The following is a 21,338-nucleotide window of genomic DNA, read 5'->3' on the forward strand; positions in this document are numbered from 1 at the left end:
CGGCGTTCGTGAGGTGACGGGGGAAGAACACGCCCCGGGCGCCGATGACGTACGAGAGCGGCGTCTGCACCCCATCACGCCCCTGCGCCGCGCCTGGGCCCCGGTCGCGGTCGTCGTGGGCTTCGCCGTGCACGACCCGAGCGGCACGCAGCGGCGGGCCTCCGAGCTCCCCGTGACCCAACTCCTCGCCGGGATCGCCGTCGTCCTCCTGGGCGGCGCCCTCTACGGCTTCATGAGCTGGTGGTTCACGCACTTCGCCGTCACCGACACCGAACTGCGCATCCGCACCGGCCTGGTCTTCCGGCGCACCGCGCACATCAGGCTCGACCGGCTCCAGGCCGTGGACGTGACGCAGCCGCTCGCGGCCCGCATCGTGGGCGTCGCCAAGCTCAAGCTGGATGTCGTGGGCACGGAGAAGAAGGACGAACTGGCCTATCTGGGCCAGGAGGACGCTTCCGTCCTGCGGGCCGAACTCCTCGCGCGGGCGGCCGGTTTCGCGCCCGAGACGGCCCGTGAGGTCGGCGAGGCGCCCGTCAACAACCTGGTGCACGTACAGCCGCGCATGCTCGCGATCTCCCTGCTCCTGACCGGCACGACGTGGGGCATGCTCGTCGCCACGCTCATCGTGCCGCCCTTCCTGTGGTTCGCCACGCACAATCTGTGGACGGTGCTCGCGACCGGACTTCCCATGCTGGGCGGCGCGTTCGCCAGCAGTGTGGGGCGCTTCATCGGGGAGTACGACTGGAAGGTGGGCGAGTCCCCCGACGGCCTGCGCATCGACCACGGGCTGCTCGACAAGGCGCACGAGACGGTGCCTCCGGGGCGGGTGCAGACGGTGCGCGTCGTGGAGCCGTGGCTGTGGCGGCGCCACGGCTGGGTGCGGGTGGAGCTGGACGTGGCGGGCTCGTCGAACGGCGTCCTGGTCCCGGTCGCGCCGCGCGAGGTCGCCGAGTCCGTGATCGCGCGGATCCTGCCGGGCGTGCGGGTGCCGGCCGCGGCCGAGCTGATCCGCCCTCCCGCGCGGGCGGCGTGGTGCCTTCCGGTGTGGTGGAAGGGGTACGGCCTGACGGTGACGGACACGGTGTTCGCCGCGCGGCACGGTCTGCTGCGCCGCCGCCTGTCCCTGGTGCCGCACGCGAAGGTGCAGAGCGTACGGCTCACGCAGGGGCCCTGGGAGCGGTTCAAGGGCGTGGCGGACGTGCAGGTGGACACGGGGGCGAACAAGACGGTGACGGCGCGGCTGCGTCCCGCCGACGAGGCGGCCACGCTGCTGTCCGCGCAGGCCGAGAGGTCTCGTACGGGGCGCAGGGCTGCGCGGCCCGACCGGTGGATGGCGTGAGGGACCGCTGCTCGGGAGCCTTGCGTGCCGTCATCACCGGCTCCGCCGAGTTCGTCCTCAAACGCCGGACGGGCTGGATCGGACGGGCTGGATATAGCCCCGCAGGTACCGCTTACGCCCGCAGCGCCGTCCGCAGCCCCGCCACATCGATCTGCTCGGTCTCGTCATGCGCCGTCAGGTCGATGACCTGACCCGCGGCACGGTCCGCGCCCTCCGCGGGGGCCTTGAACTCCGCCTCGGCCTCGGCCTTGTGCACGGCGAGTGCCTCCTCGCCCACCACGTCCGCGAGGTCCACGTTCTGTACGGACTCCAGCGCCCCGGCAGTCGCCTCGCTCTTCGTGCCGAAGAAGTCGAAGCCTCCCTGGACGGCCTTGCGGGGCCTCTGCGCGGGCGGCGCGACGGCGACCGCGCGCTCATGCCCGCCGTACCCCTCGGCCGCCCCGGGCTTCCCCCGCGCTTCGTCCCCGTCCGCGCGCTGCCGGGAAGCCGCGCCCTCGGGGGAAGGCTTCGGTGTCAGCCGGTCGAGCGCCGCGTTCGCCCGTTCGTACATCGACGGAGGTGCGATCGACCCCGGGCGCACGACGGGAGCCGGTGCCTCGGCGCGGGCCGCGGGCTCCGGACGGACCGGGGCAGGCGGCAGCGCCCGCGCCGGAGCGGACGCCTCGATGGCGAGGAGCCGCCGCCCCTCAAGGGCGCTCGCCCGCTCGGTCTCCGCCGTCGCGTACCGCCGCAGCAGCGCCGCGTGTTCGTTGCGCAGGGCGGCAAGCTCGGCCCGCTTGGAGCGGAGCTTGGTCTCCAGGCGGCCCCGGATCTCACGGGACTCGTCGAGGTCGGACTCGCACTCGGCTATGCGTTCCTCGTAGCGCCACTCGTCGCTCTTGCGGGCGCGGCCCAGCTCGGCGACCTGTTTGCCGGCCGCGAGGTCCCAGCGGCGCATGACGACCGAGCCCACGACGGCCGCAGCGGCAGCGGCAGCGGCGAGGCCGCGGAGCACGACGGGTTCCGCGAACAGCCAGGCGCCGCCGGCGCAGACAAGAGAGAGGCCTGCGACCGTCGAGGGAGGAAGCAGCCTGTGAAGGGGTGGGGAATGGCGGTGACGTCCACGTGGCATGGCCAGAAACTTACCGCGCGTAGGCGAACTCTGGTGCCCCGCCCGCCAAAATGACATCGCCATAGTGCCGACTCCCCACCCTTCCCGCTCTTCTTCGGTCGCTCAACTCCAGTTTCGGCCGAGCGACTTCGAGGATGCCCTCCTTCTACCGCGCTACTTCTTGATCAATCCCTTCGACTCCAGATACTCCCTGGCGACATCGGCTTCCTTCTGCCGCTCCACATCGACCTTCCGGTCGAGTTCCGCGAGATCTTCCGTCGTCAGCGCCTTGGTCAGCTTCCCAAGGGCGTCGGCTATCTCCTTGTCGCCCGCATCCTTGGCGTTCACAACCGGAAGGATGTTGTCCGCATTCTGGAGCTTCTTGTCGTCCTCAAGGGCGACAAGACCGAAGCTGTCGAGCGTCGCGTCGGTGGTCGTGGTCAGCACCACCTGGTCCGTGCCGTTCTTGACGGCCTGCTTGGACTGCGTGGTGCCGACGCCCTTGGGGTCGATTCCCGCGACATCGATGCCGTACGTCTTCTTCAGGCCCGGAGCGCAGAACGGCCGCGACTCGCATTCGTCACTCGCGGCGATCTTGACCTTCTCGCCGGACTTACCGAGATCCGAAAGCGTCTTGAGCTTGTGCTCCTTCGCGTATTCCTTGCTCACCGCGAACGCGTTCTGGTCGACCGCATCGCCGACCGGAAGCACCTTCAGGCCGCGCGGTTCGGCGAGCTTCTTCAGCGCGGTGACCGTGGCGTCCACGTCATTCGACGCGACCGGCTTCGCCTTCGGGCCGTTCTTGCCGAGGTTGAGGAACTCCGCGAGCGTCGCCGCGTATTCGGGAGCGACATCGATCGCGCCCTTCTTCAGCTCGGGTTCGTAGACCTCGCGGTTCTGGACGGTCTTGACCTCGGCGTCGTACCCGGCGTCCTCAAGGACTCCGACGTAGAGCTCGGCGAGCACCTTCTGCTCGGTGAAGCGGGCCGAGCCGACGACGATCTTGCCCTTGCCGCCCGCCTTGTCCCCTTCGCCCTTGCCGTCCTTCTCCAGGCTGTCCCCGCCGCACGCGGTGAGCCCCGCGGTCAGCGCCACGACGGCCACGGCCGCCCCTGCCATCCGTCGCGCGCGACGCGTTGTGCTGTTCATCGGTGAACCACCATTTCGAAAGCCCTTGGAAACACTGGAAACTGCCGCTCCGGATGGGCGGCGGTGGGGAGCCTGCCGTCCTAAGCTCACCGCGCGACCCCCGAACGCCCTCGCATGGGGTTGAAGACCTTCCCCACCACGACGAGCACCACCTCCACGAAGAGCGCAAGCAGCGCCACGAGGAGCGCCCCCGCCACCACCTGGGGCGTGTTCTGCAGGTTGAACCCGGCCGTGATGATCCGGCCGAGGCCTCCTTCGCCCGCCATCGCGGCCAGCGTCGCCGTGGCGACGACCTGGACGCCCGCGGACCGCACGCCGGTCATGATCAGCGGGTACGCGAGGGGAAGCTCGACCCGCGCGAACAGCTGGCGGCCGCTCATTCCCATACCCCGCGCGGCCTCCACCACCGCCCGGTCGACCTCGCGCATCCCGATGTACGCGTTGGTGAGCAGCGGCGGCACCGCGAACAGCACGAGCGCGATCAGCGTCGGCACGTCCCCGTGCTCGCCGAGCGGGGTGAGCGTGAGCAGCACGAGCACCGCGAGGGTCGGCACGGCACGGCCGACGTTCGAGATGTTCACGGCGAGGGCGCCGCCCTTGCCGATGTGGCCGAGGTACAGGGCGATCGGCAGCGCGATCAGGCACGCGACGGCGAGGCACACACCACTGAAGTAGAGGTGCTCGGCGAGCCGGTGCCACACCCCCTTCTCGCCCTGCCAGTTGGCACCCGTGGTCAGCCAGTCGTACGCGCCGGTTATCGCGTTCATGCAGGTTCAGCCACCTTGGCCGTGCGTTCCGCGCGGGCGGGACGGTTCGTGCGTATGCGGTGGACGCGCGTCCACGGCGTGAGCCACCGCTGGAGGGCGAGCAGGAGCAGGTCGGCGACGATCGCGAGGAGCACGCAGAGCGCGGACGCGGTGAGCACCTGCGCCTTGAAGGTCGTGTCGAGGCCGTCGAGGATCATTGACCCGAGGCCTCCGTAGTCGACGATCGCCCCTACGGTCGTCAGCGCCACCGTCGAGACCGTGGTGATGCGGACGCCGGCGAGCAACGCGGGAAGCGCGAGCGGAAGTTCGACCTCCCACAGCAGCCGCAGCGGGCCGTACCCCATCCCCTTGGCCGCGTCCCGCGCCTCGTCCGGCACGGCCTGGAGCCCCGCCAGGATGTTCCGTACCAGGATCGTCAGGGAGTACAGCACGAGGCCCGTGACGACCAGCGAGGCCGAGAGCCCGAAGAAGGGCAGCAGGAGCGAGAACATCGCGAGCGAGGGCACCGTGTACAGCACGGTCGTCAGGCCGAGGATCGGGCCCGCGAGGAAGCGCCAGCGCCGGGCGAGCAGCGCGAGCGGCAGCGAGACGGCGACACCGATGGCCACCGAGGCGGCGGTGATGCCCATGTGCTGCACGGTGGCGTCGATCAACTCCTGGCTGCGGGAGCGGACGTACTCCCCGCAGATCCAGTCGTTCGTCACCAGACAGTTCTGTTCGCTCATCCCGCCCCACTCCCCCCGAGTCCGTTTCCTGAGGCCGTCTGGCGAGACCCTAACGCGGAGCACCGACAATCGCCGAGACTCGTCGTACTGGCGCAACATGGGCTTTACACAACGCCCGCAACAATGGGGAATCATGATCCGGTTCGAGCACGTCACCAAGCGGTACGAGGACGGCACCACGGCCGTCGACGACCTGTCCTTCGAGGTCGCCGAGGGTGAACTGGTCACGCTCGTCGGCCCGTCGGGCTGCGGCAAGACGACGACGATGAAGATGGTGAACCGTCTCATCGAGCCGACCGAGGGCCGGATATACGTCGAAGGTGATGACATATCCACCATCGACCCGGTCCAACTCCGGCGCCGGATCGGCTATGTCATCCAGCAGGTCGGCCTGTTCCCGCACAAAACGGTCCTGGAGAACACGGCGACCGTCCCGCACCTGCTCGGCGTGAAGCGCGGCAGGGCCCGCGAGCGGGCCGCCGAACTCCTCGACCTGGTCGGCCTCGACCCCTCGGTCTTCGGCGACCGCTACCCCGAGCAGCTCTCCGGGGGCCAGCGCCAGCGGGTGGGCGTGGCCCGCGCGCTCGCGGCCGATCCGCCCGTGCTCCTGATGGACGAGCCGTTCGGCGCCGTCGACCCCGTGGTGCGCGAGCACTTGCAGAACGAGTTCCTCCGCCTCCAGCAGGCCGTCCGCAAGACCGTCCTCTTCGTCACGCACGACATCGAGGAGGCGGTCCGCCTGGGCGACCGCATGGCCGTCTACGGAGAGGGCCGCATCGAGCAGTTCGACACCCCGTCGACGATCCTGGGCGCCCCGGCCAACGGCTACGTGGCGGATTTCGTCGGCGCGGACCGCGGCCTCAAGCGCCTGTCCGTGACGCCCATCGAGGAGGGCGACCTGGAGCAGCCGCCCGTCCTGCACCTGGACGACCCGCTGCCCGCGAAGCTGGAGGCCCGCTGGGCCGTCGTCCTGGACGGCGGGAACAACCTGCACGGCTGGATCTCCGCCGAGCACGCGCACGGCGGCGCGGGGACCGTCCGGGACCACGCGCGCCGCATGGAGGCATGGCTCCCGGTGGGCGCGACCCTGAAGCAGGCGTTCGCGACGATGCTCCAGCACGACGCGGGCTGGATCGCGGTCATCGACAAGGACAGCGAGGGCCGCTTCCTCGGCGTCCTCACCCCGGCCCGGCTGCACGAGGCGCTGCGCAGGTCGACGGCCGCGGACGCGCGCGCCATCGCGCGCGAAGAGGTCGAGCTGGAGACCATCACGGCCATCGCCGGGGACTGAGGCCCTACTTGTCGGTCAGCTGAGGCCCTACTTGTCGGTCAGCTGAGGCCCTACTTGCCGTTCAACCGCCCGCTGATCCACTCCAGCGTGGCGGGGATCTCCCTGCGCCACGTGTTGAAGTTGTGCCCGCCGCTGTCGAGCGTGATCGACGAGACCCTGGTGGGCGCCTTCACCTTGCCGATGAACTTCTCGGTGTCCCCGTAGTTGTCCTCTCCTTGTTTGCTGGTGGTGACAAGGAGGGACGTCTTGGGCGCCGGCATGTGGTCGAGGTACCACATGAGGTCGGCGCGCTGCTCCAACTCCTTGTCGCCGTGGAAGAGATCGCCCGTCGTGACGTCGATCGGCGCCTTGTAGTACGCGGAGAGGCCCGCCCCCGCGGCGTACACATCGGGGTGGTGCATGGCGAGCTTCAGGGCGCAGTAGCCGCCCGTGGAGTCGCCGATGACGCCCCAGCTGCCCGCGCCCTTGCCCGTCCTGTAGTGCTCGGAGATGGCACCGGGCAGGTCCTTGGCGAAGAACGTCTCGGTCTGCGGGCCACCGGGGATGTCCACGCACTCGGTGTCCCGCGGCGGCGCCACGGTGGGCCGCATCATGACCAGGATCATCGGCTGCATCTTGCCCTTCCTGGCCTGCTCATGGGCGGTCTGCGGGTAGTGCAGGCCCTTGATCAGCGCCTGGGCGGTGCCGGGGTAGCCGGTGAGGACGACGGACACGGGGAACGTGCGGTTCTTGTACCGCGACTGGAAGTACTCGGGCGGCAGGTAGACGTACGCGGGGCTCGCTGTGTCCGCCTCCTTCCCGCTGACGACGACCTTCTGGATCTGGCCGCCGGTCGAGGGCCTGCCGCCGCCGGGCACGTTCACGGGCCGGGTGCCGCGCACGTCGACGGGGGTCTCGCCCTTGGCGGGGTCGTGGTCGACGACGACACCGGGGCTCGTCTCCTGGCCGAAGAGATCCGCCCACGTGGCGTAGAAGCCGAACGCCTGGTTGGCGGCGAGGCCGACCGAGGCGAAGACCGCCAGCTGGGTGGCGATGAGCAGCCCGACACGGCCGATGACGGCCCGCCAGGACTGGCGGGCCAGGCGCGGCCAGAACCAGACCGTGCCGATGAACAGCACGACGGCGAGGAGCACCGCCAACGCGATGACCTTGTTGCTCGTCAGACCCATGGGGTGTTCTGCCTGCGCTTTCTGCCTGTTCCGTCGTTCTTTTCCAGCGGTTTTCCGGTCGGGGAGTGAACCCGAGCCGCAGAAGGACCGTCCTAGAGGGCGCAATGTCGCCGGATGCCGTTTTGGTGCCGGAATCGAGCTCTCTCGCAAAGAACCACGGGATGCGATGTCTGTCAGGATAGATGCGGAAATGTCGGGTGGGGTTCCGGACAGTGAGGGCCGTCGCCCCGAGGGTCGGGGCCGTACCGGCGGGTTCCGTGACGGCAGACTCCGTGACAGCAGGTTCGGCCGGATGTTCCGCGGCCCCCGCCCCGAGGCCGTCCCCACACTCGTCGCCCGCGCCTGCACCCTCGTCGGCCTGCTGAATGTAGCCGCAGGCGTCTTCCCCCGCTTCCGGCACAGCCGCATGCACGCGATCGCCGAGGTCCTGCCCGGTGCGCTCGGCCCCTTCGCCGCCGCGCTCGCGCTCAGCTCTGGCGTCCTGTTGCTGCTGCTCGCGCACGGCCTGCGCCGCCACAAGCGGCGGGCCTGGCGGGCCGCCGTGGTGCTGCTCCCGGCCGGTGCCGTGGCGCAGTTCGCCTACCGGCACTCGGTCATCGGCGTACTGATCTCGCTCGCGCTCCTGGCGCTGCTGCTGCGCCACCGGGGTGAGTTCGCCGCGCTGCCCGACCCGCGCAGCCGCTGGCGGGCGCTCGCCAACTTCGTGCTCCTCGGGGCCGGTTCCATCGTGCTCGGCCTGGTGATCGTCAGCGTCCACCCCGGCAAGGTCATCGGGGACCCCAGCATCACGGACCGCCTCGCCCACGTCCTGTACGGCCTGTTCGGCTTCGAGGGCCCGGTCGACTACTACGGACGCACGTCCTGGACGGTCGCCTACTCCCTCGGGGCACTCGGCCTGCTCACCGCGATCACCACCATCTACCTCGCCTTCCGCCCCGAACACCCGGCCGCGCGCCTCACCGAGGACGACGAGACGAAGCTGCGCGCCCTGCTCGACAAGCACGGCGCCCGCGACTCGCTCGGCCACTTCGCGCTCCGCCGCGACAAGGGCGCCGTCTTCTCCCCCAGCGGCAAGGCGGCGGTCACCTACCGCGTCGTCTCCGGAGTGATGCTCGCCAGCGGCGACCCGATCGGCGACGTGGAGGCCTGGCCCGGCGCGATCGAGCGCTTCATGGACGAGGCAAAGGCCCACTCCTGGACGCCCGCCGTCATGGGCTGCTCCGAGACGGGCGGCGAGGTCTGGACCCGCGAGACCGGACTCGACGCGCTCGAACTGGGCGACGAGGCGGTGGTGGATGTCGTGGATTTCTCCCTGTCCGGGCGTGCGATGCGCAACGTACGCCAGATGGTCAAGCGGATCGAGCGGAATGGATACGAGACCCGCGTGCGGCGCGTGCGTGACCTCGGGGAGCGCGAACTGGAGCGGATACAGCGCGCCGCCGACGACTGGCGCGGCACCGACACCGAACGCGGCTTCTCCATGGCGCTCGGCCGCATCGGCGACCCGGAGGACGGCGACTGTCTGATCGCGACGGCCCACAAGGCCGATGACGAACCGGGGCCCTACGGAGACCTCAAGGCCGTCCTCCACTTCGTCCCCTGGGGCAAGGACGGCGTCTCCCTGGACCTCATGCGCCGCGACCGCGCGGCCGACCCCGGCATGAACGAGCTGCTCATCGTGGCCGCCCTCCAGGCCGCACCGAAGCTCGGCATCGCCCGTGTCTCACTCAACTTCGCGATGTTCCGCGCGGCCCTCGCACGCGGCGAGAAGATCGGCGCGGGCCCGGTCCTGCGCGCCTGGAGGGGCCTGCTCGTCTTCCTCTCCCGCTGGTTCCAGATCGAGTCCCTGTACAAGTTCAACGCGAAGTTCCGCCCCCGCTGGGAGCCCCGCTTCGTGGTCTACCGCTCCTCCAAGGACCTCCCCCGCATCGGCATCGCGGCCATGCAGGCCGAGGGCTTCGTCACCCTCACCCTGCCCCGATTCCTGCGCCGTGGGACCGCCCAGCGCCGCCCCTGCCCGCACCGCACGGCGGAGCACGAGGTCCGGGCGGCATAGACCCCGCCCGCACGGGCCTAGGCTGGAGGCATGAGTACGTTGCGCGGGCGGGGATCGGTCGAGGGGCTGCCGGAGTGGGGCCGCTGTGCGGTCATGGGGGTCGTGAACGTGACCCCCGACTCCTTCTCCGACGGGGGCCGCTGGTTCGACACCACGGCCGCCGTCAAGCACGGCATCGACCTGGTCGCCCAGGGCGCCGACCTGGTCGACGTGGGCGGTGAGTCGACCCGTCCCGGCGCCCCGCGCGTGGACGAGGACGAGGAGCTGCGGCGCGTCGTCCCCGTCGTGCGGGGCCTTTCGGCCGAGGGCGTCACGGTCTCCGTGGACACCATGCGGGCCACCGTCGCCGAGCAGGCGCTCGCCGCGGGCGCCGTCCTGGTGAACGACGTCAGCGGCGGCCTCGCCGACGAGCGCATGGTCCCCGCGGTCGCCGCCGCCGGCGCGCCCTTCGTGGTGATGCACTGGCGCGGCTTCCTCACCGACATGCACGCCAAGCCCGTCTACGAGGACGTGGTCTCCGAAGTCGTCGACGAGCTGCACGCGCGCGTGCAGGCCGCCATCGAGGGCGGCATCGCCCCCGAGCGCATCGTCGTCGACCCGGGCCTCGGCTTCTCCAAGGACGCCGAGCACGACCTGGCGCTCCTGGCCCGCATCGACCGCCTCCGTGAGCTCGGTCATCCGATCCTGGTCGCCGCATCCCGCAAGCGTTTCCTCGGCCGCGTCCTCGCGGGCCCCGAGGGCGCGCCGCCGCCCGCCCGCGAGCGCGACGCCGCCACCGCCGCGGTCTCCGCCATCGCCGCCCACCAGGGCGCCTGGGCGGTCCGCGTGCACGAGGTGCGGGCCACCGCCGACGCCGTCCGTGTCGCGCACGCCGTGACCAGCGCGGCGGGCGGTCCACAGTGACCGGGGCCAGGACCGACGTGGAACAGGTCGAGCGCGCCAACACGGCCTTCTACGAAGCGCTGGAGCGCGGCGACTTCGACGAGCTCTCCGACCTCTGGCTGGACACGGGCACGGACGCGGCCCCGGAAGCCGATCCGGACCCCGACGGCCGGGACGACGAGGACATCGCGGACGACGGCGACGAAGCCCCGATCTCCTGCGTCCACCCCGGCTGGCCGGTCCTCACGGGCCGCGGCGAGGTCCTCAGGTCGTACGCGCTGATCATGGCGAACACCGAGTACATCCAGTTCTTCCTGACCGATGTGCACGTCGGGGTCGCCGGTGACACCGCCCTGGTGACCTGCACGGAGAACATCCTCAGCGGCGGCCCGCCGCCCGAGGCGGGCGGCGAACTCGGCCCGCTCGTCGGCCAGCTCGTGGTCGCCACCAATGTGTTCCGCCGCACGGACGACGGATGGAAGCTCTGGTCGCACCACGCCTCACCCGTACTCGCCGAATCCGACGACGAAGAGGGCGAGGACACACCCTCCTGAGTGGGTAGGGGCGGTTCCAGGAGCCCCCGCGAGCAAGACCCGTCAGTGCTCGCAGGTAGATTCGATCGAGGCCGGTGTGCCGACCGCACTCGGTGCAGGCCTGCCGATAACGACGATTGCAGGAGTGATTCGCGTGGATCGTGTCGCGCTGCGCGGCCTCAAGGCCCGTGGGCACCACGGTGTCTTTCCTCGGGAACGCGAAGAGGGCCAGACCTTCATCGTGGACCTGGTCCTTGGCCTGGACACCCGTGCGGCCGCCGCCGACGACGACCTGGCGAAGACCGTGCACTACGGCGTCGTGGCCGAGGAGGTGGTGGCCGCCGTCGAGGGCGACCCCGTGGACCTCATCGAGACCCTCGCCGAACGCATCGCCCAGACGTGTCTGAAGCACGAAGGAGTCCTGGAGGTCGAGGTGTGCGTCCACAAACCGGACGCCCCGATCACCGTCCCCTTCGACGACGTGACCGTCACCATCACCCGGAGCCGAGTATGACCGCGTTTTCCACGCAAGGGCAGAGCGACCCGACCGTCCAGCCGGTGCCCACCGCCGTGGTGGAACAGGTCGACGCCGCCGACACCACCCTCTCCAACCCCAAACGCGCCGTGATCTCGCTCGGCAGCAATCTCGGCAACCGCCTGGAGACGCTCCAGGGCGCCATCGACGCCCTGGAGGACACCCCCGGCCTGCGCGTCAAGGCCGTCTCTCCGGTGTACGAGACGGAGCCCTGGGGCGTCGAGCCGGACAGCCAGCCGTCGTACTTCAACGCGGTGGTCGTGGTGAAGACGACCCTGCCGCCCTCCTCGCTCCTGGAGCGGGCACACGCGGTCGAGGAAGCCTTCCACCGCGTGCGGGACGAGCGCTGGGCCGCCCGCACGATCGACGTCGACATCGTGGCGTACGCGGACGTCGTCTCGGACGACCCGGTCCTCACGCTCCCCCACCCGCGCGCGCACGAACGTGCCTTCGTCCTGGCCCCCTGGCACGACGTGGAGCCCGAGGCGCAGCTGGCGGGACGCGGCCCGGTCGCCGAGCTGCTCTCCCAGGTCACCCGCGAGGGCGTCACGCCCCGTGTCGACCTGGAACTCCGCCTGCCCGAGTAATCGTTAGGGTCTATCGGACCCGCACGACACCGAGAAGCGGATCCGTACGACGATGAAGCGATGAAGCGATGAAGGGTCATCCGTGAAGCAGCTGCGCATCAGGACACTCGCCGGCCTCTTCGTGGTGGCCGGGGTGCTGTCCTGGGCGGGCGCCCGCCTGTGGGACTCCGTCGGCACACTGCCGCGGGTCCCGCTGGCCGCGCCCATCGTGCTCGCGGTGATCGCCGCGGTGCTGCTTGCCACGGCGCTCTCGCTCCGCTCCCGGCTGCGCGCCCAGCGCGAGCGCCGCCCCGGGGCGAAGGGCGTCGAGCCGATGATGGCCGCACGCGCGGTCGTCTTCGGCCAGGCGAGCGCCCTGGTCGCCGCCCTCGTCGCCGGAATGTACGGCGGCACGGGCGCCTTCCTCCTGGAGTACCTGGACGTCCCGTCCCGCCGGGACCAGGCGATCTACGCCGGTCTCTCCCTCGTGGCAGGCATCGCGGTGATAGCGGCCGCCTTCTTCCTGGAGCGGGTCTGCAAGCTCCCGGAGGACGAGGACGACCAGCACGGCGGTACGGCGGCCCCGGCCGCGTAGCGCCTGCTGTGCCGGCACCTGGGAGCCGGCAGCCTGCCACAGCGCCGCTAGCGCGCCATGATCAGGCTCATCGCCTCGTTGCGCGTCGCGGGGTCCCGCAGCTGCCCGCGCACCGCCGACGTGATCGTCTTGGCGCCCGGCTTGCGCACCCCGCGCATGGTCATGCACATGTGCTCGCACTCGACGACCACGATGACGCCGCGCGGCTCAAGGATCTCCATCAGGGAGTCCGCGACCTGCGTGGTCAGCCGCTCCTGGACCTGCGGACGGCGCGCGTAGACGTCCACGAGGCGAGCGAGCTTGGACAGGCCGGTGATCTTGCCGTCGGACGACGGGATGTAGCCGACGTGCGCGACACCGTGGAAGGGCACCAGGTGGTGCTCGCAGGAGCTCTGCACCTCGATGTCCTTCACCAGGACCATCTCGTCGTGGCCGAGATCGAACGTCGTCGTCAGGACGTCCTCCGCCTTCAGCCACAGTCCGCCGAATATCTCCTTGTACGCGCGCGCCACGCGTCCAGGAGTCTCCCGCAGGCCCTCGCGGTCCGGGTCCTCGCCGACCGCGATCAGCAGCTCGCGCACGGCGTTCTCGGCTCGCTTCTCGTCGAACTCGCCGATCGTGCCCTCGCCGTCCAGCGTCACGGGGTCGGTCATGTGTGCCTCGTTCCTAGCGTTCCACGCATCAGTGCGACTGTGCGTACGAAAAAACTGCGCCCCCCAGGCTAGAACCAGGGGGGCGCAGCTTCCATTCCGGGCCTGTTGAGGCTGCCGGGGACGGGTCAGCTCTCGGGGCGATCCTTCTTGGTCACCTCGACGGGCGTGTCCGTCGGACCGGCGGTCACCGCGGGCGTCGTGCCGTTCGCACCGTTCGTCAGTGACAGCTCCCGGGGGGAGAGCACCGGCGGGCGGGTCGAGGGCGTGCGCCGCGAGGAACCGGTCCACGCCGGGCGGGCCGGGCGCTTCACGATGCCTGCGAAGACCTCGGCGATCTGCTCCTTGTTCAGGGTCTCCTTCTCAAGGAGCTGGAGGACCAGGTTGTCGAGAACGTCGCGGTTCTCGACGAGGATCTCCCAGGCCTCGTTGTGCGCGGTCTCGATGAGCTTCTTGACCTCTTCGTCGACCAGCGCCGCGACCTCTTCCGAGTAGTCGCGCGGGTGACCCATCTCGCGGCCGAGGAACGGCTCGGTGTTGTCGCCACCGAACTTGATCGCGCCGAGCCGCTCGGTCATGCCGTACTGCGTGACCATCGCACGTGCGGTCGCGGTGGCCTTCTCGATGTCGTTCGCCGCGCCCGTCGTCGGGTCGTGGAAGACGAGCTCCTCGGCCGCGCGCCCGCCCAGCATGTACGCGAGCTGGTCGAGCATTTCGTTGCGCGTGGTCGAGTACTTGTCCTCTTCGGGCAGGACCATGGTGTAACCCAGGGCCCGGCCGCGCGACAGGATCGTGATCTTGTGGACCGGGTCCGAGTTCGGAGACGCCGCCGCGACCAGGGCGTGTCCGCCCTCGTGGTACGCGGTGATCTTCTTCTCCTTGTCGGACATGATCCGCGTCCGCTTCTGCGGACCCGCCACGACGCGGTCGATCGCCTCGTCCAGTGCGTGGTTGTCGATCAGCTTCTTGTCGCCGCGCGCCGTGAGGAGCGCCGCTTCGTTCAGCACGTTCGACAGGTCGGCACCGGTGAAGCCCGGCGTACGCCGGGAGACCGCGCCCAGGTCGACGTCCGGGGCGACCGGCTTGCCCTTCTGGTGAACCTTGAGGATCTCCAGACGGCCCTGCATGTCCGGGCGGTCGACCGCGATCTGACGGTCGAAACGGCCGGGGCGCAGGAGCGCCGGGTCGAGGATGTCGGGGCGGTTCGTGGCGGCGATCAGGATGACGCCGCCCTTCACGTCGAAGCCGTCCATCTCGACGAGCAGCTGGTTCAGCGTCTGCTCGCGCTCGTCGTGACCGCCGCCCATACCGGCACCGCGGTGCCGGCCGACGGCGTCGATCTCGTCGACGAAGACGATCGCCGGGGCGTTCGCCTTGGCCTGCTCGAAGAGGTCACGCACTCGCGAGGCACCGACACCGACGAACATCTCGACGAAGTCGGAACCGGAGATCGAGTAGAAGGGAACGCCGGCCTCACCCGCGACAGCGCGCGCGAGGAGCGTCTTGCCCGTACCGGGCGGCCCGTACAGGAGCACGCCCTTGGGGATCTTGGCCCCGACGGCCTGGAACTTCGCCGGCTCCTGGAGGAACTCCTTGATCTCGTGGAGTTCCTCGACGGCCTCGTCCGAACCGGCCACATCGGAGAACGTCGTCTTCGGGGTGTCCTTGGTGATCAGCTTGGCCTTGGACTTCCCGAACTGCATGACCCGGGAGCCGCCGCCCTGCATCTGATTCATCAGGAACAGGAAGACAACGACGATGAGTACGAAGGGGAGCAGGGAGAGCAGGATGCCGACGAACGGGTTCTGCTTCGACTCCGAGACGGTGTAACCGTCCGGGATCTTCTTGTCCTCGAACTTCTCCTGCAAGGTGTTGGCGATGGCGACGCCCTGGTCGCCGATGTAGCTCGCCTGGATCTTGCTGCTGTCCTTGACCTTCTGGCCGTCCTTGAGCTCGACCTTGATGGTCCGCTCGTCACCGGTGGTGAGCTTGGCAGATTCGACCTTGTCGTCGTTGATCGCCTGCACTACCTGGCCGGTGTCCACCGTCTTGTAGCCGCCGGACGAACCGACGACCTGCATCAACACGACCACGGCAAGGACGGCCAGCACGATCCACATGACTGGCCCACGGAAGTATCGCTTCACGTCCATCCATACGGAGCGATGACGCCCCGTCCCTCCTGCCATAGTGAGTTTGATAAAGACTGTTCTTCGGACGGTACCCCAGCATTGTCACCCGAAGCCGCACGGGACGGCTGACAAACCCGTCTTCGCATGCTTCAACGCGGGGAAACGGGTGAGGGTTCCCGGCCGCCTCCGAGGAGTTGGCCGGGAGAGGGCCGGGAGGCCCAGTGATCAGCCGCCGTAGACGTGCGGAGCGAGCGTGCCGACGAACGGCAGGTTGCGGTACTTCTCCGCGTAGTCCAGGCCGTACCCGATGACGAACTCGTTCGGGATGTCGAAGCCGACCCACTCCACGTCGATCGCGACCTTGGCCGCCTCGGGCTTGCGAAGCAGCGTGCACACCTTCAGCGACGCGGGCTCGCGCGAGCCGAGGTTGGAGAGCAGCCAGGACAGCGTCAGACCGGAGTCGATGATGTCCTCGACGATCAGGACGTGCTTGCCCTTGATGTCGGTGTCCAGGTCCTTGAGGATCCGCACGACACCGGAGGACTGGGTGCCCGCGCCGTACGACGACACGGCCATCCAGTCCATGGTGAGCGGGGTGGACAGCGCACGCGCCAGGTCCGCCATGACCATCACTGCGCCCTTGAGCACTCCGACGATCAGCAGGTCCTTGCCCGCGTACTCCGCGTCGATCTTCGCGGCCAGCTCAGCCAGCTTGGCGTCGATCTCTTCCTTGGTGATGAGCACCGACTGAAGGTCGGTGCTCATGTCTTTCGCGTCCACCCGCATCACTTTCGGTCGTCCGTCCCACCGGCTGCGCGGGGACCAGGGGCCCCTCGGTCAACAGCCTTGCCGGATCACCAGTCTGCCACCCTGGCGCTGAGCGACGACTTTGCCCGGGAGATTGATGGCTCCCTGGCCGCGCCATCCCGTGATCAGCCGGTCCACCTCTTCGAGGTGCCGGGCGAACAGCGCACCGGCCGGGGCGCCCGCCTCGATGGCCGCGCGGCGCACGATGCGGCGGCGTACGGCGGGCGGCAGGGCGTAGAGCTTGGCGCACTCCAGGAGCCCGGCGGCGTCGCGCACGGAAGCTTCCGCCTGTGCGGCCCAGTGGTCCAAGGCGTCGGCGTCATCCCGGGACAACTGGGCCGTACGGGCGAGTGCTTCCACGACGCCCTTGCCGAGCGCCTTCTCCAGGGCTGGCAGACCTTCGTGCCGCAGCCGCGAGCGGGTGTAGGCGGGGTCGGTGTTGTGCGGGTCGTCCCAGACGGGCAGCGACTGGACCATGCAGGCCTTGCGGGCGGTCTGCCGGTCGATGTGCAGGAAGGGGCGGCGGTAGCGGCGGTCGGCCCCCGGGCCGCCGGACACGGCCGCCATCCCGGACAGGGAACGGATGCCGGAGCCGCGGGCGAGCCCGAGCAGGACGGTCTCCGCCTGGTCGTCGCGGGTGTGGCCGAGCAGGATCGCGGCGGCGCCGTGGCGGTCGGCCACCGCGTCGAGCGCGCCGTACCTCGCGTCGCGGGCCGCGGCCTCGGGGCCGCCGTCCCGGCCCACGTCGACGGCGACGGACTCGATGGGGTCGAGGCCGAGGGCGGTGAGCCGCGCGACGACCTCGGCGGCGCGCAGATCGGACCCGTCCTGCAGTCCGTGGTCGACGGTGACGCCGCCGGCGCGGATGCCGAGCTTGGGCGCCTCGAAGGCGAGGGCGGAGGCGAGGGCCATGGAGTCGGCGCCGCCTGAGCACGCGACAAGGACGAGTGGCGTCGTGGCCTGCTCGCGTGGAGGGTGGGGGTGAGCGGGGCGCGGGGGGACGTGCTCGGGGGTGCGCTGTGCTTCGGGGCGCCGTAGGTCGGCGCGCTGGGCGTCGGTGCGCTGTACGTCGGTCAGTACGTCGTGGAGTACGCGGCGGACCGCCAGGCGTATCGCCGCGACCGCAGGATGGGGACCCATGTCCGGTTCCCTTCATGAAGTTCGGGGGTGAGCCTCGGACCTGTCACTGTCACTCAGGACCACCACTCGGGAGATCGGGCCTCAGTCAGACCTCACGAGGTTAGTCACTCAGAGTGTGTCGATGGTGACAGAGCCGAGCCGTTCCCCGAGCATTGCACGCCTACCCATGGCTCACGGTCCCTCGGACGGGTGATTGCGGGGGCGTTCGCCTGCCATCGGCCGCAACTCGCTCCCCTACTGCCCTCACTCTCCCTTACGGTGCACCCGCGCGACCCAGTCCGCCGGTTTGGCGATCTCCGACTTGGTGGGCAGCGTGTTCGGCGAAGTCCAGACCCGGTTGAAGCCGTCCATACCGACCTCGCCGACGACCGCGCGCACGAAACGCTCGCCGTCGCGGTATTGGCGCAATTTCGCGTCGAGGCCGAGCAGCTTGCGCAGGGCCTGGTCAAGGCGGCTCGCCCCGCGCGCCCTGCGCTGCTGGAACTTCTCCCGGATCTCGTTGACGGAGGGCACCACGTCCGGCCCGACTCCGTCCATCACGAAGTCCGCATGGCCTTCGAGGAGCGACATGACGGCTGTCAGCCGGCCGAGGATCTCGCGCTGGGCGGGGGTCTGCACCAGCTCCACGATGGAGCGGCCCCCGTCGTCCTCCTCGCCCTCGGGGCGGCCGCCTGCGAGGGACTGGGCGGCTTCCCTGATGCGCTCGAGGACCGTCATGGGGTCGACCTCGGTCTCGGAGAGGAATGACTGGATCTCCCCCTCCAAGTGGTCCCGCAGCCAGGGCACGGCGGAGAACTGCGTGCGGTGCGTCTCCTCGTGCAGGCAGACCCAGAGCCTGAAGTCATGGGGGTCCACGTCGAGTTCGCGCTCGACGTGCACGATGTTCGGCGCCACGAGCAGGAGCCTGCCGCCGCCGTGCTCGCCCGCCGGGAGGTCGCGGGTGGCCGGGGCGAAGGTCTCGTACTGCCCGAGGACGCGGGAGGCGAGGAAGGAGAGCAGCATCCCGAGCTCGACGCCCGTGACCTTGCCGCCGACCGCGCCGAGCACGGCGCCGCCTGGGCCGCTGCGCCGGTCCTGCATCTTGTCCAGGAGGGGCTTGAGGATCTCCCGGAACCCGGCGACGTTGGCCCGGATCCACCCGGCCCGGTCGACCACGAGCACCGGGGTGTCGTGGATGTCCTCCGTGCCCATCCGGGTGAAGGAACGGACATGTTCCTCCGAGGACTTCGCATGCTTCCGGAGCTCGGCGACGATGGCCCGCGCCTCGTCCCGGCTCACTTCTGGACCCGGCCGGACGAGCCGGGTCGCGGTCGCCACCGCGAGATTCCAGTCGACCATCTCCGCACCACCGATGCTCGTCATGCGTCAACGGTACGTGGTCGACTCCGCCTGCGGAGGGGGTTGAGCCCCGAGATTGCCCCACTCCGGGCCCCTAGGGGCCAACGGGAAGGAATTGCTCCCCCCGAAACCACCGAAACCACCGCGACTGCCACTACCGCCGCTACCGCCGGTCCGGCGACGCGACGACGGACGAGACACCACCCCACCGGCCGGGGGTCCGGGGGTTGCCCCCGGGAAAACACAGCCAGTCGACCATCTCCGCACCACCGATGCTCCCCATGCACCACCAGCACCTGACCGACCCCACCCCCAGAAGGCGCCGAGCCCCGCGACTGCCCCACTCCGGGCTCGTAAGGGTCACACCACCCAGCCCGTCATCACCGGCACCCACACGTCGCCACCGCCGAAGCCATCCGGTCGAGTGCCCCCTGTGCCGCCTTGGGGCCCGTCGTGCCTGTTGTCATGAAGGCGAAGACCAGGAGGCGGCCGTCCGTGTCCACGACCGTGCCCGCCAGGGTGTTCACGCCCGTCAGGGTGCCGGTCTTGGCGCGTACTACGCCCGTGCCCGGGGAGTCCTTGGGGTAGCGGTCGACCAGTGTGCCCGTGAAGCCGGCCACCGGCAGGCCCGTCACGACCGAGCGCAGTTCGGGGTGGGCCGGGTCGGCGGCGCGGGCCAGGAGTGCGGAGAGCAGTTCGGCCGAGCTGCGGTCGGCCCGGTCCAGGCCGCTGCCGTCCGCGAACTTCGTTCCCTTGAGGGGGAGTTGGGACTTCTTCAGTTGGGCGTTGATCGCTCTGTCCGCGCCGTCGAAGCTGGCCGGCTCCTTCGAGGCGAGCGCCGTCTGCCGGGCGAGCGCCTCCGCGATGTCGTTGTCGCTGTGCGTCAGCATCCGCTCGACCAGCGCGGACAGCGGCGCCGACTCGACCTTGGCGAGGGACTCGGCCCGGTCGCTCGCCTTGGACGGGCCGGGGTCTCTCTCGTCCTTCTTGCCCTTGGCACCCGCGTCCGCGCCCGTCTCAATGCCCTGTTCCTCCAGGAGCTCCGCGAACTTCTTCGCCGCGTCGCCCGCCGGATCCCCCGAGCGCGGGGCCGGCCCGCTGGAGGAGTCGTCGAGGCGGCCCTCGTCGGCCATCAGGGCGCTGACCAGCGTGAGGTTCTCGTTCGGGCCGATGGGGTGCTGCTCCTCCCCCGTGTAGAGGGAGGTGTCGTACGACAGGTTCACCTTGTCCGTGCCGCGGTCCTTCAGGGCGCGCGCGGTGTCCTGAGCCAGTTCGCGCAGGCTCGCGGCGCTGTCCGAGTACGGGCCGTCCTTGCGAGCCGTGAGCGTGGGGTCGCCGCCTCCCACCAGGACGACGTCCTTGGAGTCCGGCTCGATGACCGTCTTCGTGGTGATGCGGTGGTCGGCCCCCGCCGAGGTCAGCGCCGCCACCGCGGTGGCGATCTTGGTGGTGGACGCGGGCGTCAGGGCGTCCCCGCCACCCTTGCCGTAGACCCGCCGCCCGGTGCCCGCGTCGATGACGACCGCCGAGCGCTCGGGACCGAGCGCCTTGTCCTTCAGAAGCGGGTCGAGGACGCCCGCGAGCGCCTTGCCGTCCGGAGCCGGCGCGGAGCCGCCGTGCGCGGACCCCACGGGTGCGCCGAGCCCTCTGAGCACGGAAGGTGCGCTCGGGGCGGCCGCCGGCGCCCGTCCGGACGTACGACCTCCGTGATCTGTGCCACCCCCGGCCTCCTGAGAGGCCGCCCAGTCCCGCTCGGCCGTACGCTGACCGGAGGAGTCCCAGGGGCCGGCCGCGGCCACCGCACCGGCCGCGACAGCGAGTCCTACGGTGGCGGCACCCGCCGTGAGCTGCCAGGTCTTGAGCTTCGCAGGAGCTCTGAGAGCGGCAGGGATCTTGGGAGCCGGAGGCTTGGGGAGCTGCCCCGCCAGCCTCCGAACCTGCTGCCAGGTCTTCTGCCAAGGCTTGAGCTCGGGCACGACGACCAGCCCCTTTCGCGATCACACATCTGCGTGAGGGACACTTAACCACCCGAAGTATGTGCTGATCATGGAGGAGCCACCCGTGGAGTTCGACGTCACCATCGAGATTCCGAAGGGTTCGCGGAACAAGTACGAGGTGGACCACGAGACCGGCCGGATCCGCTTGGACCGTCGCCTCTTCACGTCGACCAGCTACCCCGCGGACTACGGCTTCGTCGAGAACACCCTCGGCGAGGACGGTGACCCGCTGGACGCCCTCGTCATCCTGGACGAGCCGACCTTCCCGGGCTGCCTCATCAAGTGCCGCGCGATCGGCATGTTCCGGATGACCGACGAGGCGGGCGGCGACGACAAGCTGCTCTGCGTCCCGGCGTCGGACCCCCGCGTGGAGCACCTGCGCGACATCCACCACGTCTCCGAGTTCGACCGCCTGGAGATCCAGCACTTCTTCGAGGTCTACAAGGACCTGGAGCCCGGCAAGTCCGTCGAGGGCGCCGACTGGGTCGGCCGCGCGGACGCCGAGGCCGAGATCGAGAAGTCGTACAAGCGCGCGGAGGCGCAGGGTCACTGAGTGCCCCTCCCCCGACGCTGACGG

The 21,338-nt window shown here is 70.1% G+C and carries 20 protein-coding genes; 9 read left to right on the forward strand and 11 right to left on the reverse strand.

Annotated elements, in window-relative coordinates; translation table 11 throughout:
* The first annotated feature begins 13 nt into the window (after window positions 1–13).
* The gene (locus M4V62_RS19945; RefSeq protein ID WP_249588607.1) at window positions 14–1,339 is read left to right on the forward strand and encodes a PH domain-containing protein; all 1,326 of its coding nucleotides are present in this window, start codon (window positions 14–16) and stop codon (window positions 1,337–1,339) included.
* 112 nt (window positions 1,340–1,451) lie between these two features.
* Here M4V62_RS19945 and M4V62_RS19950 read toward each other — a convergent pair whose 3' ends face one another.
* From M4V62_RS19950 to M4V62_RS19965, 4 genes are all read right to left on the reverse strand, one after another.
* A complete protein-coding gene (locus tag M4V62_RS19950; RefSeq protein WP_249588608.1) occupies window positions 1,452–2,450 on the reverse strand; it encodes a hypothetical protein in 999 nt (332 codons plus the stop codon).
* Between the two features lie 153 nt (window positions 2,451–2,603).
* Complete coding sequence (locus M4V62_RS19955) at window positions 2,604–3,578, reverse strand: ABC transporter substrate-binding protein (RefSeq protein ID WP_249588609.1); 975 nt, start codon at window positions 3,576–3,578, stop codon at window positions 2,604–2,606.
* Between the two features lie 86 nt (window positions 3,579–3,664).
* Window positions 3,665–4,345 (reverse strand): ABC transporter permease, encoded by a 681-nt coding sequence (locus tag M4V62_RS19960; protein ID WP_249588610.1) that lies wholly within the window; start codon window positions 4,343–4,345, stop codon window positions 3,665–3,667.
* The gene (locus tag M4V62_RS19965) at window positions 4,342–5,070 is read right to left on the reverse strand and encodes an ABC transporter permease (protein ID WP_249588611.1); all 729 of its coding nucleotides are present in this window, start codon (window positions 5,068–5,070) and stop codon (window positions 4,342–4,344) included. The genes M4V62_RS19960 and M4V62_RS19965 overlap by 4 nt, the downstream gene beginning before the upstream one ends.
* Window positions 5,071–5,203: 133 nt before the next feature.
* Here M4V62_RS19965 and M4V62_RS19970 point away from each other — a divergent pair, with 133 nt between their 5' ends.
* Entirely contained in the window at window positions 5,204–6,361 is a 1,158-nt protein-coding gene (locus M4V62_RS19970; RefSeq protein ID WP_249588612.1) for an ABC transporter ATP-binding protein, read from the forward strand.
* Window positions 6,362–6,411: 50 nt separating this feature from the next.
* On the opposite strand, the gene M4V62_RS19975 is transcribed toward M4V62_RS19970, so the two are convergent.
* Window positions 6,412–7,530 (reverse strand): alpha/beta hydrolase, encoded by a 1,119-nt coding sequence (locus M4V62_RS19975; protein WP_249588613.1) that lies wholly within the window; start codon window positions 7,528–7,530, stop codon window positions 6,412–6,414.
* Between the two features lie 190 nt (window positions 7,531–7,720).
* Between M4V62_RS19975 and M4V62_RS19980 the strand changes: the two genes are divergently transcribed.
* The 6 genes from M4V62_RS19980 to M4V62_RS20005 all read left to right on the forward strand — a co-directional run bounded on the left by M4V62_RS19980 (window position 7,721) and on the right by M4V62_RS20005 (window position 12,697).
* The gene (locus M4V62_RS19980) at window positions 7,721–9,586 is read left to right on the forward strand and encodes a phosphatidylglycerol lysyltransferase domain-containing protein (RefSeq protein ID WP_425575122.1); all 1,866 of its coding nucleotides are present in this window, start codon (window positions 7,721–7,723) and stop codon (window positions 9,584–9,586) included.
* A gap of 30 nt (window positions 9,587–9,616) precedes the next feature.
* Window positions 9,617–10,489, forward strand: coding sequence for a dihydropteroate synthase (gene folP, locus M4V62_RS19985; protein ID WP_249588615.1), 873 nt, complete (start codon window positions 9,617–9,619; stop codon window positions 10,487–10,489).
* The gene (locus M4V62_RS19990) at window positions 10,486–11,022 is read left to right on the forward strand and encodes a nuclear transport factor 2 family protein (protein WP_249588616.1); all 537 of its coding nucleotides are present in this window, start codon (window positions 10,486–10,488) and stop codon (window positions 11,020–11,022) included. Before folP ends, M4V62_RS19990 begins: the two co-directional genes overlap by 4 nt.
* Window positions 11,023–11,155: 133 nt before the next feature.
* Window positions 11,156–11,515 (forward strand): dihydroneopterin aldolase, encoded by a 360-nt coding sequence (folB, locus tag M4V62_RS19995; RefSeq protein WP_160506392.1) that lies wholly within the window; start codon window positions 11,156–11,158, stop codon window positions 11,513–11,515.
* Window positions 11,512–12,123, forward strand: a complete 612-nt coding sequence (folK, locus tag M4V62_RS20000) for a 2-amino-4-hydroxy-6-hydroxymethyldihydropteridine diphosphokinase (protein ID WP_249588617.1) — start codon at window positions 11,512–11,514, stop codon at window positions 12,121–12,123. Before folB ends, folK begins: the two co-directional genes overlap by 4 nt.
* 82 nt (window positions 12,124–12,205) lie before the next feature.
* Window positions 12,206–12,697, forward strand: a complete 492-nt coding sequence (locus tag M4V62_RS20005) for a DUF3180 domain-containing protein (RefSeq protein WP_249588618.1) — start codon at window positions 12,206–12,208, stop codon at window positions 12,695–12,697.
* Between the two features lie 47 nt (window positions 12,698–12,744).
* Here M4V62_RS20005 and folE read toward each other — a convergent pair whose 3' ends face one another.
* From folE to dacB, 6 genes are all read right to left on the reverse strand, one after another.
* The gene (gene folE, locus M4V62_RS20010; RefSeq protein WP_249588619.1) at window positions 12,745–13,350 is read right to left on the reverse strand and encodes a GTP cyclohydrolase I FolE; all 606 of its coding nucleotides are present in this window, start codon (window positions 13,348–13,350) and stop codon (window positions 12,745–12,747) included.
* Window positions 13,351–13,475: 125 nt separating this feature from the next.
* Complete coding sequence (gene ftsH / locus M4V62_RS20015; RefSeq protein ID WP_249588620.1) at window positions 13,476–15,500, reverse strand: ATP-dependent zinc metalloprotease FtsH; 2,025 nt, start codon at window positions 15,498–15,500, stop codon at window positions 13,476–13,478.
* 204 nt (window positions 15,501–15,704) lie between these two features.
* On the reverse strand, window positions 15,705–16,265 hold the full coding sequence (gene hpt, locus M4V62_RS20020; RefSeq protein WP_249588621.1) for a hypoxanthine phosphoribosyltransferase: 561 nt from the start codon (window positions 16,263–16,265) through the stop codon (window positions 15,705–15,707).
* A gap of 51 nt (window positions 16,266–16,316) precedes the next feature.
* Entirely contained in the window at window positions 16,317–17,426 is a 1,110-nt protein-coding gene (gene tilS / locus M4V62_RS20025; RefSeq protein WP_249588622.1) for a tRNA lysidine(34) synthetase TilS, read from the reverse strand.
* A gap of 243 nt (window positions 17,427–17,669) precedes the next feature.
* Entirely contained in the window at window positions 17,670–18,788 is a 1,119-nt protein-coding gene (locus M4V62_RS20030) for a zinc-dependent metalloprotease (protein WP_249588623.1), read from the reverse strand.
* Window positions 18,789–19,144: 356 nt separating this feature from the next.
* Complete coding sequence (gene dacB / locus M4V62_RS20035; RefSeq protein ID WP_425575123.1) at window positions 19,145–20,740, reverse strand: D-alanyl-D-alanine carboxypeptidase/D-alanyl-D-alanine endopeptidase; 1,596 nt, start codon at window positions 20,738–20,740, stop codon at window positions 19,145–19,147.
* A gap of 85 nt (window positions 20,741–20,825) precedes the next feature.
* On the opposite strand from dacB, the gene M4V62_RS20040 reads away from it, so the two are divergent.
* Window positions 20,826–21,314 (forward strand): inorganic diphosphatase, encoded by a 489-nt coding sequence (locus M4V62_RS20040; protein WP_135330561.1) that lies wholly within the window; start codon window positions 20,826–20,828, stop codon window positions 21,312–21,314.
* Window positions 21,315–21,338 lie beyond the last annotated feature (24 nt).

Origin of the sequence: Streptomyces durmitorensis, assembly GCF_023498005.1 — a bacterium.
Lineage (GTDB): Bacteria > Actinomycetota > Actinomycetes > Streptomycetales > Streptomycetaceae > Streptomyces > Streptomyces durmitorensis.

Bases quoted from the DNA above. Each gene is read 5' to 3' on its own strand.
- M4V62_RS19950 (WP_249588608.1), bottom strand. From the start codon at position 2,450: ATGCCACGTGGACGTCACCGCCATTCCCCACCCCTTCACAGGCTGCTT.
- M4V62_RS19955 (WP_249588609.1), bottom strand. From the start codon at position 3,578: ATGAACAGCACAACGCGTCGCGCGCGACGGATGGCAGGGGCGGCCGTG.
- M4V62_RS19960 (WP_249588610.1), bottom strand. From the start codon at position 4,345: ATGAACGCGATAACCGGCGCGTACGACTGGCTGACCACGGGTGCCAAC.
- M4V62_RS19965 (WP_249588611.1), bottom strand. From the start codon at position 5,070: ATGAGCGAACAGAACTGTCTGGTGACGAACGACTGGATCTGCGGGGAG.
- M4V62_RS19970 (WP_249588612.1), top strand. From the start codon at position 5,204: ATGATCCGGTTCGAGCACGTCACCAAGCGGTACGAGGACGGCACCACG.
- M4V62_RS19975 (WP_249588613.1), bottom strand. From the start codon at position 7,530: ATGGGTCTGACGAGCAACAAGGTCATCGCGTTGGCGGTGCTCCTCGCC.
- M4V62_RS19980 (WP_425575122.1), top strand. From the start codon at position 7,721: ATGTCGGGTGGGGTTCCGGACAGTGAGGGCCGTCGCCCCGAGGGTCGG.
- folP (WP_249588615.1), top strand. From the start codon at position 9,617: ATGAGTACGTTGCGCGGGCGGGGATCGGTCGAGGGGCTGCCGGAGTGG.
- folK (WP_249588617.1), top strand. From the start codon at position 11,512: ATGACCGCGTTTTCCACGCAAGGGCAGAGCGACCCGACCGTCCAGCCG.
- folE (WP_249588619.1), bottom strand. From the start codon at position 13,350: ATGACCGACCCCGTGACGCTGGACGGCGAGGGCACGATCGGCGAGTTC.
- ftsH (WP_249588620.1), bottom strand. From the start codon at position 15,500: ATGGACGTGAAGCGATACTTCCGTGGGCCAGTCATGTGGATCGTGCTG.
- hpt (WP_249588621.1), bottom strand. From the start codon at position 16,265: ATGCGGGTGGACGCGAAAGACATGAGCACCGACCTTCAGTCGGTGCTC.
- tilS (WP_249588622.1), bottom strand. From the start codon at position 17,426: ATGGGTCCCCATCCTGCGGTCGCGGCGATACGCCTGGCGGTCCGCCGC.
- M4V62_RS20030 (WP_249588623.1), bottom strand. From the start codon at position 18,788: ATGACGAGCATCGGTGGTGCGGAGATGGTCGACTGGAATCTCGCGGTG.